Below are 15019 nucleotides of genomic sequence, written 5' to 3' on the forward strand. Positions count from 1 at the left end.
GCTATTCACGGTCTTCCGCGGTGGAGCGGCGGCGCCTCATGACGAGGGCCCCGGCGGCGGCGCCGACCAGCACGACGGCTCCGGCCCCGATCAGTACCGCCGTCGCGGAACCGCCGGACCCGTCGCCCGCGGCCCGGTCGGCGGGCGCGGCCGACCACCAGCTCCAGTAGCCGTCCTGGCCCCAGAGATTGCCGGCGGCCTCCGGCATGGTCGTGATCGACTCGATCTGGTCGGTGCGGTACGCCTCGACGGCGTTCGGGTACGCCATGACGTTCATGTATCCCGTGTCGTACAGCCGTGATTCCATCCGCTTGACCAGATCCGCCCGCTTGGCCGGGTCGTACTCCGCCGTCTGCCGCTTGTAGAGGTCGTCGTACCGCTTGTCGCAGATGAAGTTGTCGGTGGCCCCCGTGTCCTTGGGCGTGGCCGGGAGCGCGTCGCACGTGTGGATGGAGAGCGCGTAATCGGGGTCGGGGTTGACGGACCAGCCGTCGAAGGCCAGGTCGTAGTCGCCCGACAGCCAGGGGTCGGAGACGTTGTCGACGCACTCGACCTTCAGCCCGATGCCGAGCTTCCCCCACCACTCCTGGAGGTATTTGCCGATCGACTTGTCGTTGGGGTCCGTGGCGTGACAGAGGATCCGGAAGTCGAGGGGCTTGCCGTCCTTGCCCACACGCTTGCCCGCGCTGTTCTTCCGGTAGCCGGCCTTGTCGAGCGTCCGGGCGGCCCCGGCGGGGTCGTAGGCGATCCGCTGGCTGTCCGACGGCTGCCAGAAATACGGTTCGAAGCGCGGCGGAATGTAGCCCTGGCCCTCGACGGCGTGCCCCTGGAAGACCTTCTCCACGACCGCCCGGCGGTCGACCGCCTGGAAAAGCGCCTTGCGTACGGCCGGATCACGCAGCGAGGCGGCGCCGTCGCCGAATGTCCGGCCGTCCTTGGAGCGGGCGCCGGGGTTGGTGGCGAGGGCGTAGAAGCGCCGGCCGGGCGCGTCGTTGACCTTGATGTCCTCGGCGTTCTTCAGCGCGGACGCCTGGGCCGGGGTGAGGTTCGAGGCGAAGGAGACCTCACCCTTCTGGAGGGCGGCGACGGCCGCGTCCCCGTCTTTGTAGTACTTGAGCACCAGCTCGTCGAACTTGGGCGCGCCGCGCCAGAAGGTCTTGTTCGGCTTGAGCTTGAGGTACTGGTCGACCTTGTAGTCCGTGATGATGAACGGGCCGTTCCCGACGATCGGGAAGGTCTTGTCGTTGTTGAACGTGGCGAAGTCGCCGACCTTCTCCCAGATGTGCTTCGGCACGATCGGCACGTCGAGCGCCGTCATGGTCGCCTGCGGCTTCTTCAACTCGATGACCAGGGTGGTCGCGTCGGGCGCCGTGACCCTGTCGAAGTTGGCGGTGTAGCTGCCGTTGGCGGTGGCCGCGTCCGGGTCCGTCATCATCTTGTTGAACGTCCAGGCGGCGTCCTCGGCCGTGGCCCGCCGTCCGTCGGACCACAGGGAGTCCTCGCGGATCGTGTACGTCCAGGTGAGCTTGTCCGCCGAGGGCTTCCACGCGGTGGCGAAGCCGGGGACGGTGTGCGCGTCCGCCGGGTCGTAGTTGGTCAGGTACTCGTATGCCAGCCGGTGGACGCTGGTGCTGGTCAGCCGCTGTGCGAGGAAGGGGCTGAGCGAGTCGACGCTCTGACTGACCGCCACGGTGAGGACGCTCTTGCCGTCGGCCGCCCGGGCTTCCTGCGGCGCCGGGAGCAGTGGGCCGAGCGGGAGCACGGAGCCGGCCACCAGCGCGGCGGAGGCGACACCGGCCAGCAGCAGCCGACGGAGCCGGACGCGCGGACGGCGGCGGGGGCGGAGCCGGACGGGCTGTCGCGCGGCGCGCGCGTGAACTCTTTCGACCATGGGACGGTGACCTCGTGTTATCACTCGCACGGAGAAGCCGGACTGCTGCTGGTTCGCCATCTGGTGAAGCGAAGGTCTATCAGCGCGTGTCCGGTCAGTCAACGGTCGCTCAAACCCCGTGTGGTCTGCGGTAATGCGCCGAGGGGCCGCACCGTGGAGACGGTGCGGCCCCTCATTGGTCTCTACCTCTGAAGCGCTACTGCTGAGGCGCTGGCGGTACGGGTGGGGTCCCCCGCGGCGGCCATTCGCCGGGCGGTACGGCGCCCGGTCCGCCCGGCTGATTCGGTTGCCCCGGCTGACCCTGCGCGGGACCGGCCGGGTGCGGCGGCTGGTGCCCGCCCTGCCCCTGGGCGGGCTGTGGCGGCTGGGGATGCTGCGGTGGGCCGGGCGGCGGCGCCTGCTGCCAGCCCTGCTGAGCGGCCGACCCCTGCTGCGCCGGTCCGGGGTACTGCTGCTGCGGCGGGTACGGGTAGGACGGGTACTGCTGCTGGGGGTGCTGCGGCTGCTGATACTGCTGGGGCGGGTAGGGCTGTCCCGGCATCGGCTGACCGGGCATCGGCTGTCCCGGCATCGGCTGGCCGGGCATCGGCCGCCCCGGCATGGGCTGCCCCGGCATCTGCTGGCCCTGGTAGCCGGGCATCGGCGGCGCCAGGTGCGGCGGAGGGTTGCCGTCCGCCGTCCACAGCCCCTGCACCTGCTGGGCCCGTACGAAGTCCTCGGCGACCAGGGCGGAGAGGTGGAAGTACGCCTCGCGCGTCTTGGGTCGCATCATGTCGAGGTCCACCTCGGCGCCGGCCGCCAGGTGTTCGTCGAAGGGCACCACGACCACACCGCGGCAGCGCGTCTCGAAGTGCTGCACGATGTCATCGACCTTGATCATCTTGCCGGTCTCGCGGACCCCGGAGATGACCGTCAGCGAGCGCTGCACCAGGTCGGCGTACCCGTGCGCGGACAGCCAGTCCAGCGTTGTGGAGGCGCTGCTCGCCCCGTCCACGGAAGGCGTCGAGATGATGATCAGCTGATCGGCGAGGTCCAGCACCCCGCGCATCGCGCTGTAGAGCAGGCCCGTGCCCGAGTCCGTGAGGATGATCGGATACTGCTTGCCCAGCACATCGATGGCCCGCCGGTAGTCCTCGTCGTTGAACGAGGTCGAGACGGCCGGGTCCACGTCGTTGGCGATGATCTCCAGCCCGGAGGGCGCCTGCGAGGTGAACCGCCTGATGTCCATGTAGCTGTGCAGGTGCGGGATCGCCTGGACCAGATCCCGGATGGTGGCCCCGGTCTCCCGCCGTACGCGGCGGCCGAGCGTACCGGCGTCCGGGTTGGCGTCGATCGCCAGGATCTTGTCCTGCCGCTCGGTCGCCAGGGTCGAGCCGAGCGCGGTGGTCGTCGTGGTCTTGCCGACACCGCCCTTGAGACTGATGACCGCGATCCGGTAGCAGGAGAGCACCGGAGTACGGATCAGGTCGAGCTTGCGCTGCCGCTCGGCCTCCGCCGCCTTGCCGCCGATCCGGAAGCGCGAACCCCCTGACGTGGGACGGCTGCTCTTGGCCTTCGGCTTGTTGTTGCGCAGCAGCCGGTCCGAGGACAGCTCGACGGCCGCTGTGTAGCCGAGCGGAGCGCCCGGTACGGAGCGCTCCCGGTGGTCGTGCGAGACCGCCGAGGGCCAGCCGGCGCCGGTACGCGGGTCCACGGGGCCGCCGCCGGGCTGCTGATGGGGCTGGGGCTGATGGAATCGCGGAGCCTGGGGGTTCTGCGGAGCCTGCGGGGCGTCGGGGTTCCGGGGGCCCTGCTGCGTGGGGACGTGCGGCGTTCCGGCGGCCGGGGGTACGGGGGGCCGGGCGCCCGGCTGCCCCTGCTGCGGGAAGCCGTATCCGCCCTGGGGCGCGGCCGGGTACGGTCCGGGCTGCCCCTGCTGGTGGGGGAAGCCGTAACCGGGGAGCGGGCCGGGGGCGTTGGGGCCGGGGGCCGGCTGCGGCTGTGCGGCGGCGGGGGGCTGGGGCGCGGGCGGTTGCTGCGCGGCGGGTTCCGGCGCCGCCGGTTGCCCCTGCTGCTGGGGGAAGCCGTACCCGCTCGCGGCGGGGTGCGGGGGCCACGCGTACGGGGCCGGTCCGGCGGCCTGCGGCGGGCCCTGCGACTCGTGCTGCTGCTGGGGCGGCGCGGGCCACTGCGGCGCGGACGCGGGCGGAGCGGGCTGGAACGCGGGCGGCAGCGGCGGCAGTCCGGCTCCGTAGGGCGCGGGCTGCTGCGGTGACCAGGGTTGCGCCGACGCGGCGGCCGGGGGAGCGTCCCGGGGATCGGCGGCCGGGGGATCAGCGGCCGGTGCCGCGTCGGCGGGAGCGGGATCCGTGGGCGCCGCGTCGGCCGACGCGGCGTCGTTCTCCGGGGCTGCCGCCGCGTTGCCGTCCTCGGGCCGGTCCTCCTCGTCCCGTACCACGACTGCCGCCGGTCCTTCGCTCGACGCGGCCGGCTCCGAGCCCTCCTCGGCGTGGGCGGAGTCCTTGTCGGCGTCCTGGGGGCTGTGACCTGACTGCGGGCCGTCCGAAACCTCGGCGGCCTCGGGCCGGTCCGTAACCTCTTCCTCGCCGCGGCCGTCGGCGGTGGCGCCGGCGACGGCGGCTTCAGACGTCGAGTCCGGGGTCGCGGCGGGCGGCGTGGCCCCCTCGGCTCCCGTCGCCGCCGGGGTCACCGCGCGCTCGTCGACTCCCTCGGGAGCGTCGGCCGCCGTGGGGGCCGCGTATCCGTTGGCCGCCTGCGCCGCCCGCTCCTTCTCCGCGTCACGTGCCGCGAACTCGCGCTTGAGAGCGGCGGGGGAGAACCGCATCGTCGCGCCGCTCTCCACATCGGCGCCACCGTCGCCGAAGGACGACGGTGCCTCCGGAGCCGAGTCCGGCGCGGGGTTCACCGGGGGGACACCGAGTGTGGGGACACCAACGGGCGGGGCGCCGTACGGCGGTGCCGGCGCGGCGGGCGGTTCCGGAGCCGGGTGCGAGGCCGGTTGTGGAGGCTGCGGCGCCCGGCCCCGGGCCCAGTTCGGGTCGTAGCCGGGGCCCGCGGGCAGCCCCGGCACGGCGACGGGCGTACCGTCCGGCGGCGGGGGCGAGTTGGTGGGCGCGGCGGAAGCGCCGCCACCGGACGTGTCCCCCGGCGCGTTCTGCGTGTACCAGGCGGGCGGGGTGTAGTCGATGGTGAACTCACCCGTCATCTCGGGCTCCGCGTCGGACTGATCGTCCGCGACCGGCCTGTTCCAGCCTCCCCGGATCTCGTCCCGATCGCCGTTCACTTTGCCTCCTGGTGTGGTCGAGCACCCTTGTGCCGTGGTGGGTGGGGGCGACCGAATCCGTCCGTCCGGTCAGCCCGGCTCTTCCCCTTGCGGCGCGGCCGGCGTGCCCGTAGGTCCCGTACTTCCGCGCCCGCACCCACCCTAATCGCCGCCGGCGCCACCACGTCAGGGCGGACTGCCCGCGATGTCCGTCCGGCCGCGCGGTGACCGCGCGCAAGCGGGCCGTGAGCGGCCCCGTATGCGGGGCGAAGGAGTCGAATTCGTATATTCCGCTGCGGAATTCGGTCATCGGTTCGCCCTGTGGGCGCCACCCAACGATCCGGTCTCGGCCGGGTGGCCGACGCCGGCGAACCGCCCGTCATCCCGGAGTACACCACGACGCCGCGGCGCGGACGAGACCGAACACCATATGTTCACGCGAACGAAAGGGGCGCGCTCCTCATGAGCGCGCCCCTTCCCCGTCCGTCCGGTGGATCACTGCAAGTCGAACTCGCCGTCACGCGCCCCGAGTACGAACGCCCGCCACTCGGCCTCCGTGTAGCGCAGCACCGTGTCGTGGTCCAGCGAGGACCGCATGGCCACAGCGCCCTCGGGCAGATAGGCGATCTCGACCCGCTCCTCGTCCGGGCTGGTGCCGGGGGCACCGTGCCACTCGACACCAGAAATGTCGAGGGCGTACAGCTCGTCCTTCTCCTGTGCGCTCCCCATGGGTGAAGATTCCTTTCGTAACGGCCGGGATGAAGGTGGATTCTCCGCGACGGGCACAGGGGCAAGTCCGCTGGATGCCGGTCAAAGCCACTTCGGCATCCTAAGGGCTGTCCCGTCATGCCCGGCGGGCGTGCGACAACAGCTACGCCATCTCGCCGCGTTGCCGGAACATCCGCGTACGTTCAGTATGCGGACGCTCCTCCGCCGTGCGATGCACCGCATATGACGCCGCGCGCTGATCCACCAGGCATGACGGGACAGCCCTCAGGACAGCCCATTCCCCGAAATGGAGCCCTCCCGAAACGCGGAGCCCGGGTCCGTCCCTCAGTCCATCCGGCGTGCCACGCCCAGCAGACCGGTCTCGGCATCCGTGGGACTCGTCATCACCCAATGCCGTTCCCGCCCGGCGCACCACAGGGTGACTCCGTCCGCGAGCGTGGGCAGGGCCTCGCTCTCGGCCCGGGACAGCCCCAGAATGCGGCTGGTCTGCTCCGCCTCCTGGGGCGATATCCGCTGCACCCCCACCAGCGTGGAGTCCCGCATCAGCCGCGGCGCCACCGGACTCAGATACGGCAGCAGGGTCATCACCGACTGCCAGGGCGCGGAGACCACACGGCCGCGCGGCGGACGCATGCCGCAGTCCCGGATCACCACCACCGGGCTGCCGACCGTGGCGCCCATCGGGGGGACGCGCCCCACCTCGTGCAGGGTGATGCACTCCAGACCCGCGCCCGCGGCCTGCGCCAGCGTCGTCCAAGCCTGCGGCCGCCCGGTCTCGACCGCCACCCGCGCACCCGTACCCGCCGCGCGCAGCGCCAGCACCTGGGCCGACCACAGGCCGCCGATGAGCAGGACGTCGTACGGAGTCGAGCGGTGGAAGCCGACCAACTGCTGACGGCCCTCGGCGTCGTCGCCGAGCACCACGCCGTCGTCGCCCACCGGCAGGGCCAGCGCCCCGAGATGGTCGACGGCCATGGTGTGTCCCGCGTGGCGCGGTCCGCGCAGCCCACGCGCCGTGCCGATTCCCACGGTCATCGCGCACCTCCCAGCGGCAGGGTCGCCAGCACACCCGGCAGTTGTTCACGGTCCAGCCGCACCAGGCCGACCTTCGCCGTGCGTGCGGCGGCCTCCAATGTGCGGCGCACCCGCACCAGTTCCGTATCGCTGCCGCCGGTTATCCGCACATGGCCGGCGACCTTCATCGACCCCCGGTGCGCGCCGGGGCGCAGCGTCACACTGAAGGTGGTGGCATACGCCGGGGCCGAGGTCAGCAGGGCCACCAGCCGGGGGAGCGGGGTGGCGGCGCGGCCCAGCTCCGGCCAACGGCCCACCGCGTACGTGGTGTGCCAGCGGTCGTCGCACCGCCAGACCCGGGTCGTCTCCGCGGTGCGCGCCCGTGTGGCCGCCTCCGGCCGGGCGGCCCGCGCGGAGAGCGCGGGGCTGGCGCAGGCGGACGTCGCCATGGCCGAGTTCAGCTCCTGCTGGTCCAGCACCACGGCCCGGAAGCCGGCTCCGGTGATCCGGCTCGCCACATGGTCCGCGGCGCGCACCAGACAGCGCTGAGCGCCCTCGACACCGCCGCCGCGCGCCTCGACAGCTTCCCGGCACAGCTCGGGGTCCAGCTTCACCGCGATCCAGGTGAGCCGCAGCGCGGGCGCGCCCGTCGTCTCCTGGAGCGGCGCGTACGAGAGGCGGGCCACCGACTGCTCGGGCAGATGCGGCGCCGGGGCCGAACGCACCTGCTGCACCAACTGGACGGACTCCAGCGTGATGTCGTCCACCCGCAGCGAAGCGCCCAGCAGCGACAGCGGCAGCGAGCGCGCCCCGGACACCGGGCGCAGCCCGTCACCGCTGGCCTCGACCCGCACCACGGCGGTCAGGAAACTTCCGTCGCCCAGCATCCCCACCGTGCGCCGGTCCCGGTCGACATGGGTGAACGGGCGCAGGCCCGGCACACTCTCCGCGACGGGTGCCAGCGACGGATCCACGTCCGCCGCGGCCGGCTCGAGAGCACGCTTGCGCGCGCGCAGGGCCAGGGCCGAGGACATCCAGTCCTGCATCGCGTGGCCCCGGCGCCGTACCACCGCGAGCAGCACGAGCGCGCACGCGACGATCAGCGTCGGTACGAGCCAGAGCCCGCCGAGCGCCGCGCCGACCAGTGCCAGTGCCAGCGCCACCTCGACCAGGACCAACTGCCGCAACGGGAAGGGCCCCAGCCGGCCGGTCGTCGACAGGGGCCGCAGCGAGGTCTTCGCGGGGGCCGCCGCCGGGACACCACCGGAACCCGCCGCCGGTACATCGCCGCGTCGCTTCCGGGAAGCGCCGGGGACCCGCGCCGTGCTCCGCCGCTCGCGCTCACGCGTCGCCGTACTCATCGCCGCCTTGCCCCCCTCATACCGTAATGACCGAACAGCCATGGCTGTTGACGGGGCGTTCACCCTACCTGAGCAGTGTGTCGCGAACCCCAGCATGCATAGTAGGGGGCCGGTACGACAGCGGGCCCGCTCGGCGAGTGTGGCAATCTTGTCGGCCCACGGGGAGAGGGAACAGCGGACAGATGGCATCACGACGGGACGAACTCAACGCGTACACCTTCGCGAAGCGAAGGCTGATCGCACAGTTCGTACAACCGAACGCGACCGGTTCCGAAGAGGGAGCGCCCCGCCCGCTGCGCGCGGTGCTGCCCGGCGCGATCGTCGGTGTGGTCATCCTCGCGGGCTTCGGAGCCTGGGGGATGTTCAAGCCGGTGGCACCCAAGGACTGGGACAAGCCCAAAGAGAACGTCATCATCGCCAGCAAGTCCACCACCCGCTACGTGGTGCTGGAGACGAACGGCAAGACCCAGCTCCATCCCGTCCTCAACATGGCCTCGGCCAAACTGCTTCTCGACGGGGCCCACAGCAAGGTCGTCACCGTCAGCGAGTCCGTCCTCGACAACGGCGAGATCCCGCACGGCGCGACCATCGGCATCCCCTACGCGCCCGACCGGCTGCCCGACGCCAAGGAGGCTGCCGCTGCCAAGCGCTGGGCGGTCTGCGAACGGCCCGTGGAGGGCGGCGGCTCCATACAGAAGGCCGCGTTCGTCCTCGCCGAACGCGATCAGGCGAAGACCGACGGCGCCGACCGGCTGCGCGGCGGCGAGCTGATGTACGTGGAGGGCCCGGCGCCCGACCGCACCCGCTACGTCGTCGACGCCGACGGCAAGGCGTACGAGGTCGCGAAGGACGAATCGCTGCTGCGCCAGCTGGTGGGCCAGGGCCGAAAGCCCCAGCGCGTCTCGGCCGCCTGGCTGGACACCCTGCACAAGGGCGATCCCATCAGCTTCCCCACGATCGACGGAATTCCGGGGGAGGCCGCCGGAGTCCCCGGGGAGCTGGCTCCCGAGGTGAACAAGGTCGGGATGATCCTCTCCGCCGCCGACGGGACCAAGAAGCAGATCTACGTCGTCCTGCCCGGCCGGGTCGCCCCCGTATCCGACTTCACCGCGAAGCTGCTGCTGAGCAGCAAGGACCTGATCGACCTCGGGCAGGACGGCGTGGCCAGGTCCGTCAACCCCAGCGCGATCCGCCCCGGCCGTCCGTTCGGAAGCGAGAACGACTGGCCGGCGAACGCCCCCAAGCCCGTCAACACGGCCGGCACCGAGGCGGGCAGCCGCAACACCGTGTGCAACGTGCTGCGGAAGGTGGACAAGGACAGCGGCGCCACCACCCTCAGCACCTGGGCCGGCACCGACTTCCCCGCGACCCTGCCCACGGGATCGAGCAGCACGTACGTCACCCCCGGCTCCGGGCAGCTGTTCCGTCAGTTCAAGGGCTCCACGACCGGTTCGGGGTTCGTCTTCCTGGTCACCGACACCGGACTGCGCTACGCCATGCAGGCGAACGGCGACACGTCGGTGGACGACTCCGGTATCGGCGCCCCCGCGTCGGCCAAGGCGAGAGAGAAGCAGCAGCAGGAGGACCAGCAGGCCCAGAACCGGCTCGGCTACCAGGACGTCACCCCGTCGCCCATCCCGGCCGCGTGGTCCTCCTTCCTGCCGACGGGACCGCGGCTGTCGACGGGTTCGGCCCGCCAGCCGCAGGGTTCGTGAGGGGGCGCGGCCTGATGACATCCACGTACCGTCCCCAGCGCTTCCCGCGCCTGCTGACCTCCGCGGCGGCCACCACCGCGGCCACCGCCCTGACCCTCATCGGTCTGCCGGTGCCCCTGGCGGCGGCCGACTCGTCCACGCAGTGCACCTACCCCTCGAAGAAGTACGAGGGCCGCCCGTGGTCCCTCCAGCGCGTCCTGCTGGACGAACTGCGCACCCGGTCCACCGGAAAGGGGGTGCGGGTCGCGGTCATCGACACCGGAGTCGACATCAAGAACCCGCAGCTCACCAAGGCCGTCGACACCAAGAGCGGGCGCAACTTCCTGCCCGAGGACCTCAAGGACGACAACGGCGACAAGCTGGAGCGCGGCAAGGAGAACGGCACCTCGGACACCGTGGGCCACGGCACCAAGGTCGCCGGGATCATCGCCGCCCGTCCCGTCAGCGGCACCGGTTTCGTCGGCCTCGCGCCGGACGCCACCATCATCCCCATCCAGCAGAACGACGCACAGGGGCACGGCACCGTCGAGAAACTCGTCGAGGCCATCAACTACGCCGTACAGGCCGACGCCGACGTCATCAACATCTCGCAGGACACCGCGAACGCCGTCGAACCCCTTCCGGCGCTCAAGCAGGCGGTGGACGACGCCCTGGACGCCGGCGTCGTGATCGTCGCCTCGGCGGGCAACGACGGCCTGGGCGGCAACGTCAAGAAGACGTACCCGGCCTCCTACGACGGGGTACTCGCCGTGGCCGCCTCCGACCGCAACAACGAACGCGCGGTCTTCTCCCAGTCCGGCGACTTCGTCGGCATCGCCGCGCCCGGCGTCGACATGGTCTCCACCGTGCCGCTCGGCGGGCACTGCGCCGACAACGGCACCAGTTTCGCCGCCCCTTACGTCGCGGGTGTCGCCGCCCTCGTCAAGGCCAAGCATCCCGACTGGACGCCGAAGCAGATCGTCGCCCAGATGCAACAGACCGCCGAACGCTCCGTCGCGGGCCACGACCGCCTCGTCGGCTGGGGCGTCATCGACCCGGTACGCGCCCTCACGGAGGACGACAAGCCGATCGAACAGCCGGTGGCCCACGAGGGGATGACCGAGGCGGAAGCACCGACTCCGGCCGAGGTCCATCTCGGCGAATCCCCCCAGGAACGCACCGCGCGCCTCGCGACGTACACCGTCGTTGGCGGCGTGGTCCTCGTGGCGGCCATAGCGGGCTGCGCGACAGCCCTCCGGGACGCCCGCCGCAGGACGAGGCGGTCGGCGGTCCAAACGAACGGCTGACGACGGGCATCGGCTCGGGGGAGCGCGTACCAGATCGTCAGCGGGTCCTGAGCGGGATCCGTGGGGGGAATGGGACGGATAGGCCCGGCAAAGAGAGCAACCGGATAGCATCCCACGGATCGGTATGACCCAAAGCCCCTTGACCAATAAGACTTTTGGGGCTGTCAGTACCAGTGGATAGAGTGACATGTATGTGACCAGTGATGTGCGTGTCGTCACGGTCGCGTTGTACAGGTGGTAAACGGGGAGGTACGGGGATGGCGGATCCTGGATCGGGGAACGGGAGCGGCGCGGGGAGCGGCGATCTCAAGCTCCAGATCGCGGCGCTGAAGAAGTTTCGATCACATGTGGACGTATTGCTGAGCGATCTGGAGGGCGGCGCCGCCGGCAACACGAAGGTGGCGGCCCAGACGATCTCCCGCTCCTCCTTCAGCGGACGGAACGCCCCCTTCGCGGAGGCGGACGGCCTCTACTCGCAGTACAACCGCGTCCATGAGGCGCTGGTGTCCCTGTCCAGGACGCTCGGTGACCAGATCGAAGTCCTGAGCATCGGCGTACACGCGGCGGCGGTCGGCTTCAACAACGTTGAGGAGGACGTGCGTCGGCGGTACGCGCAGATCCAGGCGCGTATCGACCAGGAACACGAGAGGTCGGAGCGCCGCGGTACGAGCGATACGGCCGGTGGAACGTTCGACCCGGGGGTGAAGTGATGAGCGGTGGGGAAAAGCCCGCGCTGACCGACGACGAGGCTCGCGTTCAGATTCAGATGAGTCAGACCGAGATCTCCCGGATCTCGGCCTCGATGGCTCCGGGAGCGTCCGCCGGCGGCGGAGCCGGGCCGTTCGGGAGCACAAGCTTCGAAGGCCGTGAGCTGAACGCGATGATCGACCTGGTCGACAGCGCGAACCACACGGACCTGGAGAACGCGGGAAGCGCGCTCTGGAAGGCGCGGGACGCCCTCAAGGAAGCCGCACGTGAACTCAAGGGCTATATCGACGAGGTCGAGTGGCAGGGCGAGTCGGGCGCCGCTTTCAAGGATTTCGGAACGAGACTCACCAAGCACGCGGTGAGCCTCGCCGACTTCGCCGATGTGGCGGGAACGCAGATCACGGTGGCCGGCACGGGTTTGGCGTCGGTCCGCAGTTCGATGCCGGCCCGCGACGGTCGGATGATCAAGAAGAAGGTCGAGGACATCCCGCTTCCTGGCCGCATCGACGGGAACGCGGACTACACGGCAGCGGTGAAGGTCGAGAAGGACCGGCAGGAAGCCATCAACCAGATGTACCGGTTGGCGTCGTTCTACGCGGTCTCGGAGGAGAGACTCGCGTCGCAGGAACCGCCGGTGTTCGATGGAGTGCTGAAGCCGAACGTGCCCCGGCCGACCACAGACCATGAATTGGGCCTCAATCGGCAAACTGCGCCGTCAGGCGCGCACTTGTCGGGGGGCGGCACTCCGCAGAGCGTCGCACACCGGACCAGTGGTATCGGTGAGGCATCCCGTTCTGAAGGATTCGAATCGGCGTCCGGCCCCGACCGTAACGTGACCGTCAGCACAGCAGACAGCGGGACGGGGCGAGCTTCCGCGAGTAATTCCGCAGCTCTCCCTGACCGTAATGCGTCGTTGGAGATCAACAGTGTTGCGGCCCCGTCTGTGCCGCGTGAGGGCTCCGGAGCTGGACCGATCGCTTCTGGTGGCCCGACAAGTCCCGCAGCGGGGACCGGATTCACACCGTCCTATCCCGGTAACGGGGTGAGCCCTTTCCAAGGTGAAGCGCCGCGATCTGAGGGCTCGTCCGGTGTGTCGAGGGCGGTAGGACGGCCCGGGGGACAGGGGAGCGGGGCTGCGGCTTCTGGAAGTTCCGTGTCAGGACGCCCGGGCGCGGGTGGCTCGGTGGCACCACGCGGAGGGCGCGCGGAAGGTGTGGTGGGCGGTAGCCCGCGTGCTGCCGGTGGGTCTTCCAGTTCCCGTCTCCCGCGGGGGACTGTCGTTGGCGGAGAAGGCGTATCTCCGAGCCGGTCGGCCGGGGGAAGAGCTGGCCAGTCAGGAGTTGTCGGCGCAAACCCTGCGAAGGGTTCGGTTCGAGCTGGCGGGCGAGGTTCGGCCAGTTCGAATGGCGTGGTGGGTACGCCTCGTGGGACTGCTTCGGGCTCGCGGTCTCGGGGAGGCGGTTTTACGCAGGGTGGCGCAGGGCTTGTTCGCGGTCCCGGCCGAAGCGGTTCCGCAAAAGATGAGCAGGAGTCCACGGAGTCTTCGAGGCCCGATTACCTGACTGAAGACGAAAAGACGTGGACGGGGCGACGGCGTGGTGCCGTGCCGCCAGTTGTCGAGTAAGTACAGGGAAGGTACGGAAGTCGGGATGACGGCGGAAACGGGGCAGGCTGTGAACACCAAGAGGCCTCACGTTGTGCGGCGAAGGACGCTTGGAACGCTGGCCGCGGTCGGGGCCTGGAGCGTACTGGTCGCGGGTATGGCTCCTGCGGCTGTGGCTGAGGGCGACGTGCGCTCGAGGCAGTGGTACCTGGATGTGATGCGCGCTGAGGAGATGTGGGAGGTCACCACAGGCGAGGGCATCAAAGTTGCCGTCATCGATACCGGAGTCAACCCGTCTACTTCTTCACTCAAGGGACAAGTCCTGAAAGGGCTGGATGCCACAGGCATCGGTAAGGAAACGGAAGACTACAAGGGCCATGGCACGACGATGGCAGAGTTGATCGCTGGCACAGGCAAGGGTGGTGGTTTGCAGGGGCTTGCCCCCGGCGTGAAGATCATTCCTATGCGGATCTCGAATACGGAATTCCAGAATGAGAATCCGGTTAAGGCGGGTGACGCCGAGGATGCCATCCGTGCTGCGGCTGACAGTGATGCCCAAATCATCAGCATGTCGTTTGGTAGTGAATATTCCTCTACGGAGGAGCGGGCGGCGGTAAAATATGCTGAGAGCAAGGGCAAACTCTTCTTTGCCAGTGTAGGAAACAATGCTAAAGAAGGTAACAAGAAGGAGTATCCGGCCGCATATCCCCAGGTCGTCGGAGTCGCTTCCGCAGACAAGAAGGGGAATGTGGCCGATTATTCTCGGTATGGCGGCAGCGTAGACATCGCCTCGCCTGGAAGTGATATTCCACGCTGGTGCGACGAGAAATTCCAGAGCTACTGTGATGGTGACGGCACCAGCGCCGCAACCGCCATCGCCTCCGCCTCCGCCGCCCTTCTCTGGTCAGCTCACCGCGACTGGACAGCCAATCAGGTACTTCGCGTTCTCTTCGACACGGCCAGCCGCACCTGGAAGGAAAGCGAGCGCAGTAGCTATCTCGGCAACGGTCTGATCCGTCCGGGCGTCAACATCCTGCACGGCAAGGGTGACCCGGGCGACCCCGACATCAACCCGCTGACCGATGAGAAGACCCCCGGCCTCTCGGACTCGTCCACTCCCTCTCCCGCCTCCTCGGCATCCTCCAAGTCCCCGGACGAGGCCCCGGACGGCAAGTCCGGTGACGGCGACAAGGCGGCTGCCGCCGGCTCCGCCGACGACGCCGGTGGCAGCAGCACGGGCCTGATCATCGGCGGCGTGGCCGTTGTGGCGGTCCTGGCCGGCGTGGCGTTCGCCGTCGTACGCAGGCGTCGTAGCGCCTGACCAAGCCGGATCTCGCGGGGATTCTGCGGGATCCTCCCGCACTTGGGACTCCTCGGTGTTCGCACCGATCGTCGAGTCCCGCGAACAGCCCGGTGAGACATTCGCTCACCGATCTCAAGAGGGGAAATT

The 15019-nt window shown here is 70.0% G+C and carries 9 protein-coding genes; 4 read left to right on the forward strand and 5 right to left on the reverse strand.

What is annotated here, in order from left to right; genetic code table 11:
- Nucleotide 1 precedes the first annotated feature (1 nt).
- The 5 genes from ACFY6S_RS28680 to eccE all read right to left on the reverse strand — a co-directional run bounded on the left by ACFY6S_RS28680 (nt 2) and on the right by eccE (nt 8257).
- Entirely contained in the window at nt 2-1891 is a 1890-nt protein-coding gene (locus ACFY6S_RS28680; protein WP_388814445.1) for an ABC transporter substrate-binding protein, read from the reverse strand.
- A gap of 196 nt (nt 1892-2087) precedes the next feature.
- A complete protein-coding gene (locus ACFY6S_RS28685) occupies nt 2088-5174 on the reverse strand; it encodes an SCO5717 family growth-regulating ATPase (protein ID WP_388814443.1) in 3087 nt (1028 codons plus the stop codon).
- A 474-nt stretch (nt 5175-5648) separates the two neighbouring features.
- Nucleotides 5649-5882: a DUF397 domain-containing protein gene (locus ACFY6S_RS28690; protein WP_388814441.1), complete on the reverse strand. Its 234-nt coding sequence runs from the start codon at nt 5880-5882 to the stop codon at nt 5649-5651.
- A 324-nt stretch (nt 5883-6206) separates the two neighbouring features.
- On the reverse strand, nt 6207-6917 hold the full coding sequence (locus ACFY6S_RS28695; RefSeq protein WP_388814439.1) for a hypothetical protein: 711 nt from the start codon (nt 6915-6917) through the stop codon (nt 6207-6209).
- A complete protein-coding gene (eccE, locus tag ACFY6S_RS28700; protein ID WP_388814438.1) occupies nt 6914-8257 on the reverse strand; it encodes a type VII secretion protein EccE in 1344 nt (447 codons plus the stop codon). Before eccE ends, ACFY6S_RS28695 begins: the two co-directional genes overlap by 4 nt.
- 182 nt (nt 8258-8439) lie before the next feature.
- Between eccE and eccB the strand changes: the two genes are divergently transcribed.
- From eccB to ACFY6S_RS28720, 4 genes are all read left to right on the forward strand, one after another.
- A complete protein-coding gene (eccB, locus tag ACFY6S_RS28705; RefSeq protein ID WP_388814436.1) occupies nt 8440-9972 on the forward strand; it encodes a type VII secretion protein EccB in 1533 nt (510 codons plus the stop codon).
- Between the two features lie 14 nt (nt 9973-9986).
- Nucleotides 9987-11258, forward strand: coding sequence for a type VII secretion-associated serine protease mycosin (gene mycP / locus ACFY6S_RS28710; RefSeq protein WP_388814434.1), 1272 nt, complete (start codon nt 9987-9989; stop codon nt 11256-11258).
- A 257-nt stretch (nt 11259-11515) separates the two neighbouring features.
- Nucleotides 11516-11968 (forward strand): hypothetical protein, encoded by a 453-nt coding sequence (locus ACFY6S_RS28715; RefSeq protein WP_388814432.1) that lies wholly within the window; start codon nt 11516-11518, stop codon nt 11966-11968.
- A gap of 1647 nt (nt 11969-13615) precedes the next feature.
- A complete protein-coding gene (locus ACFY6S_RS28720) occupies nt 13616-14890 on the forward strand; it encodes a S8 family serine peptidase (RefSeq protein WP_388814431.1) in 1275 nt (424 codons plus the stop codon).
- Nucleotides 14891-15019: the final 129 nt, after the last annotated feature.

Origin of the sequence: Streptomyces sp. NPDC012835, assembly GCF_042900885.1 — a bacterium.
In the GTDB taxonomy this organism is placed as follows: Bacteria; Actinomycetota; Actinomycetes; order Streptomycetales; family Streptomycetaceae; genus Streptomyces.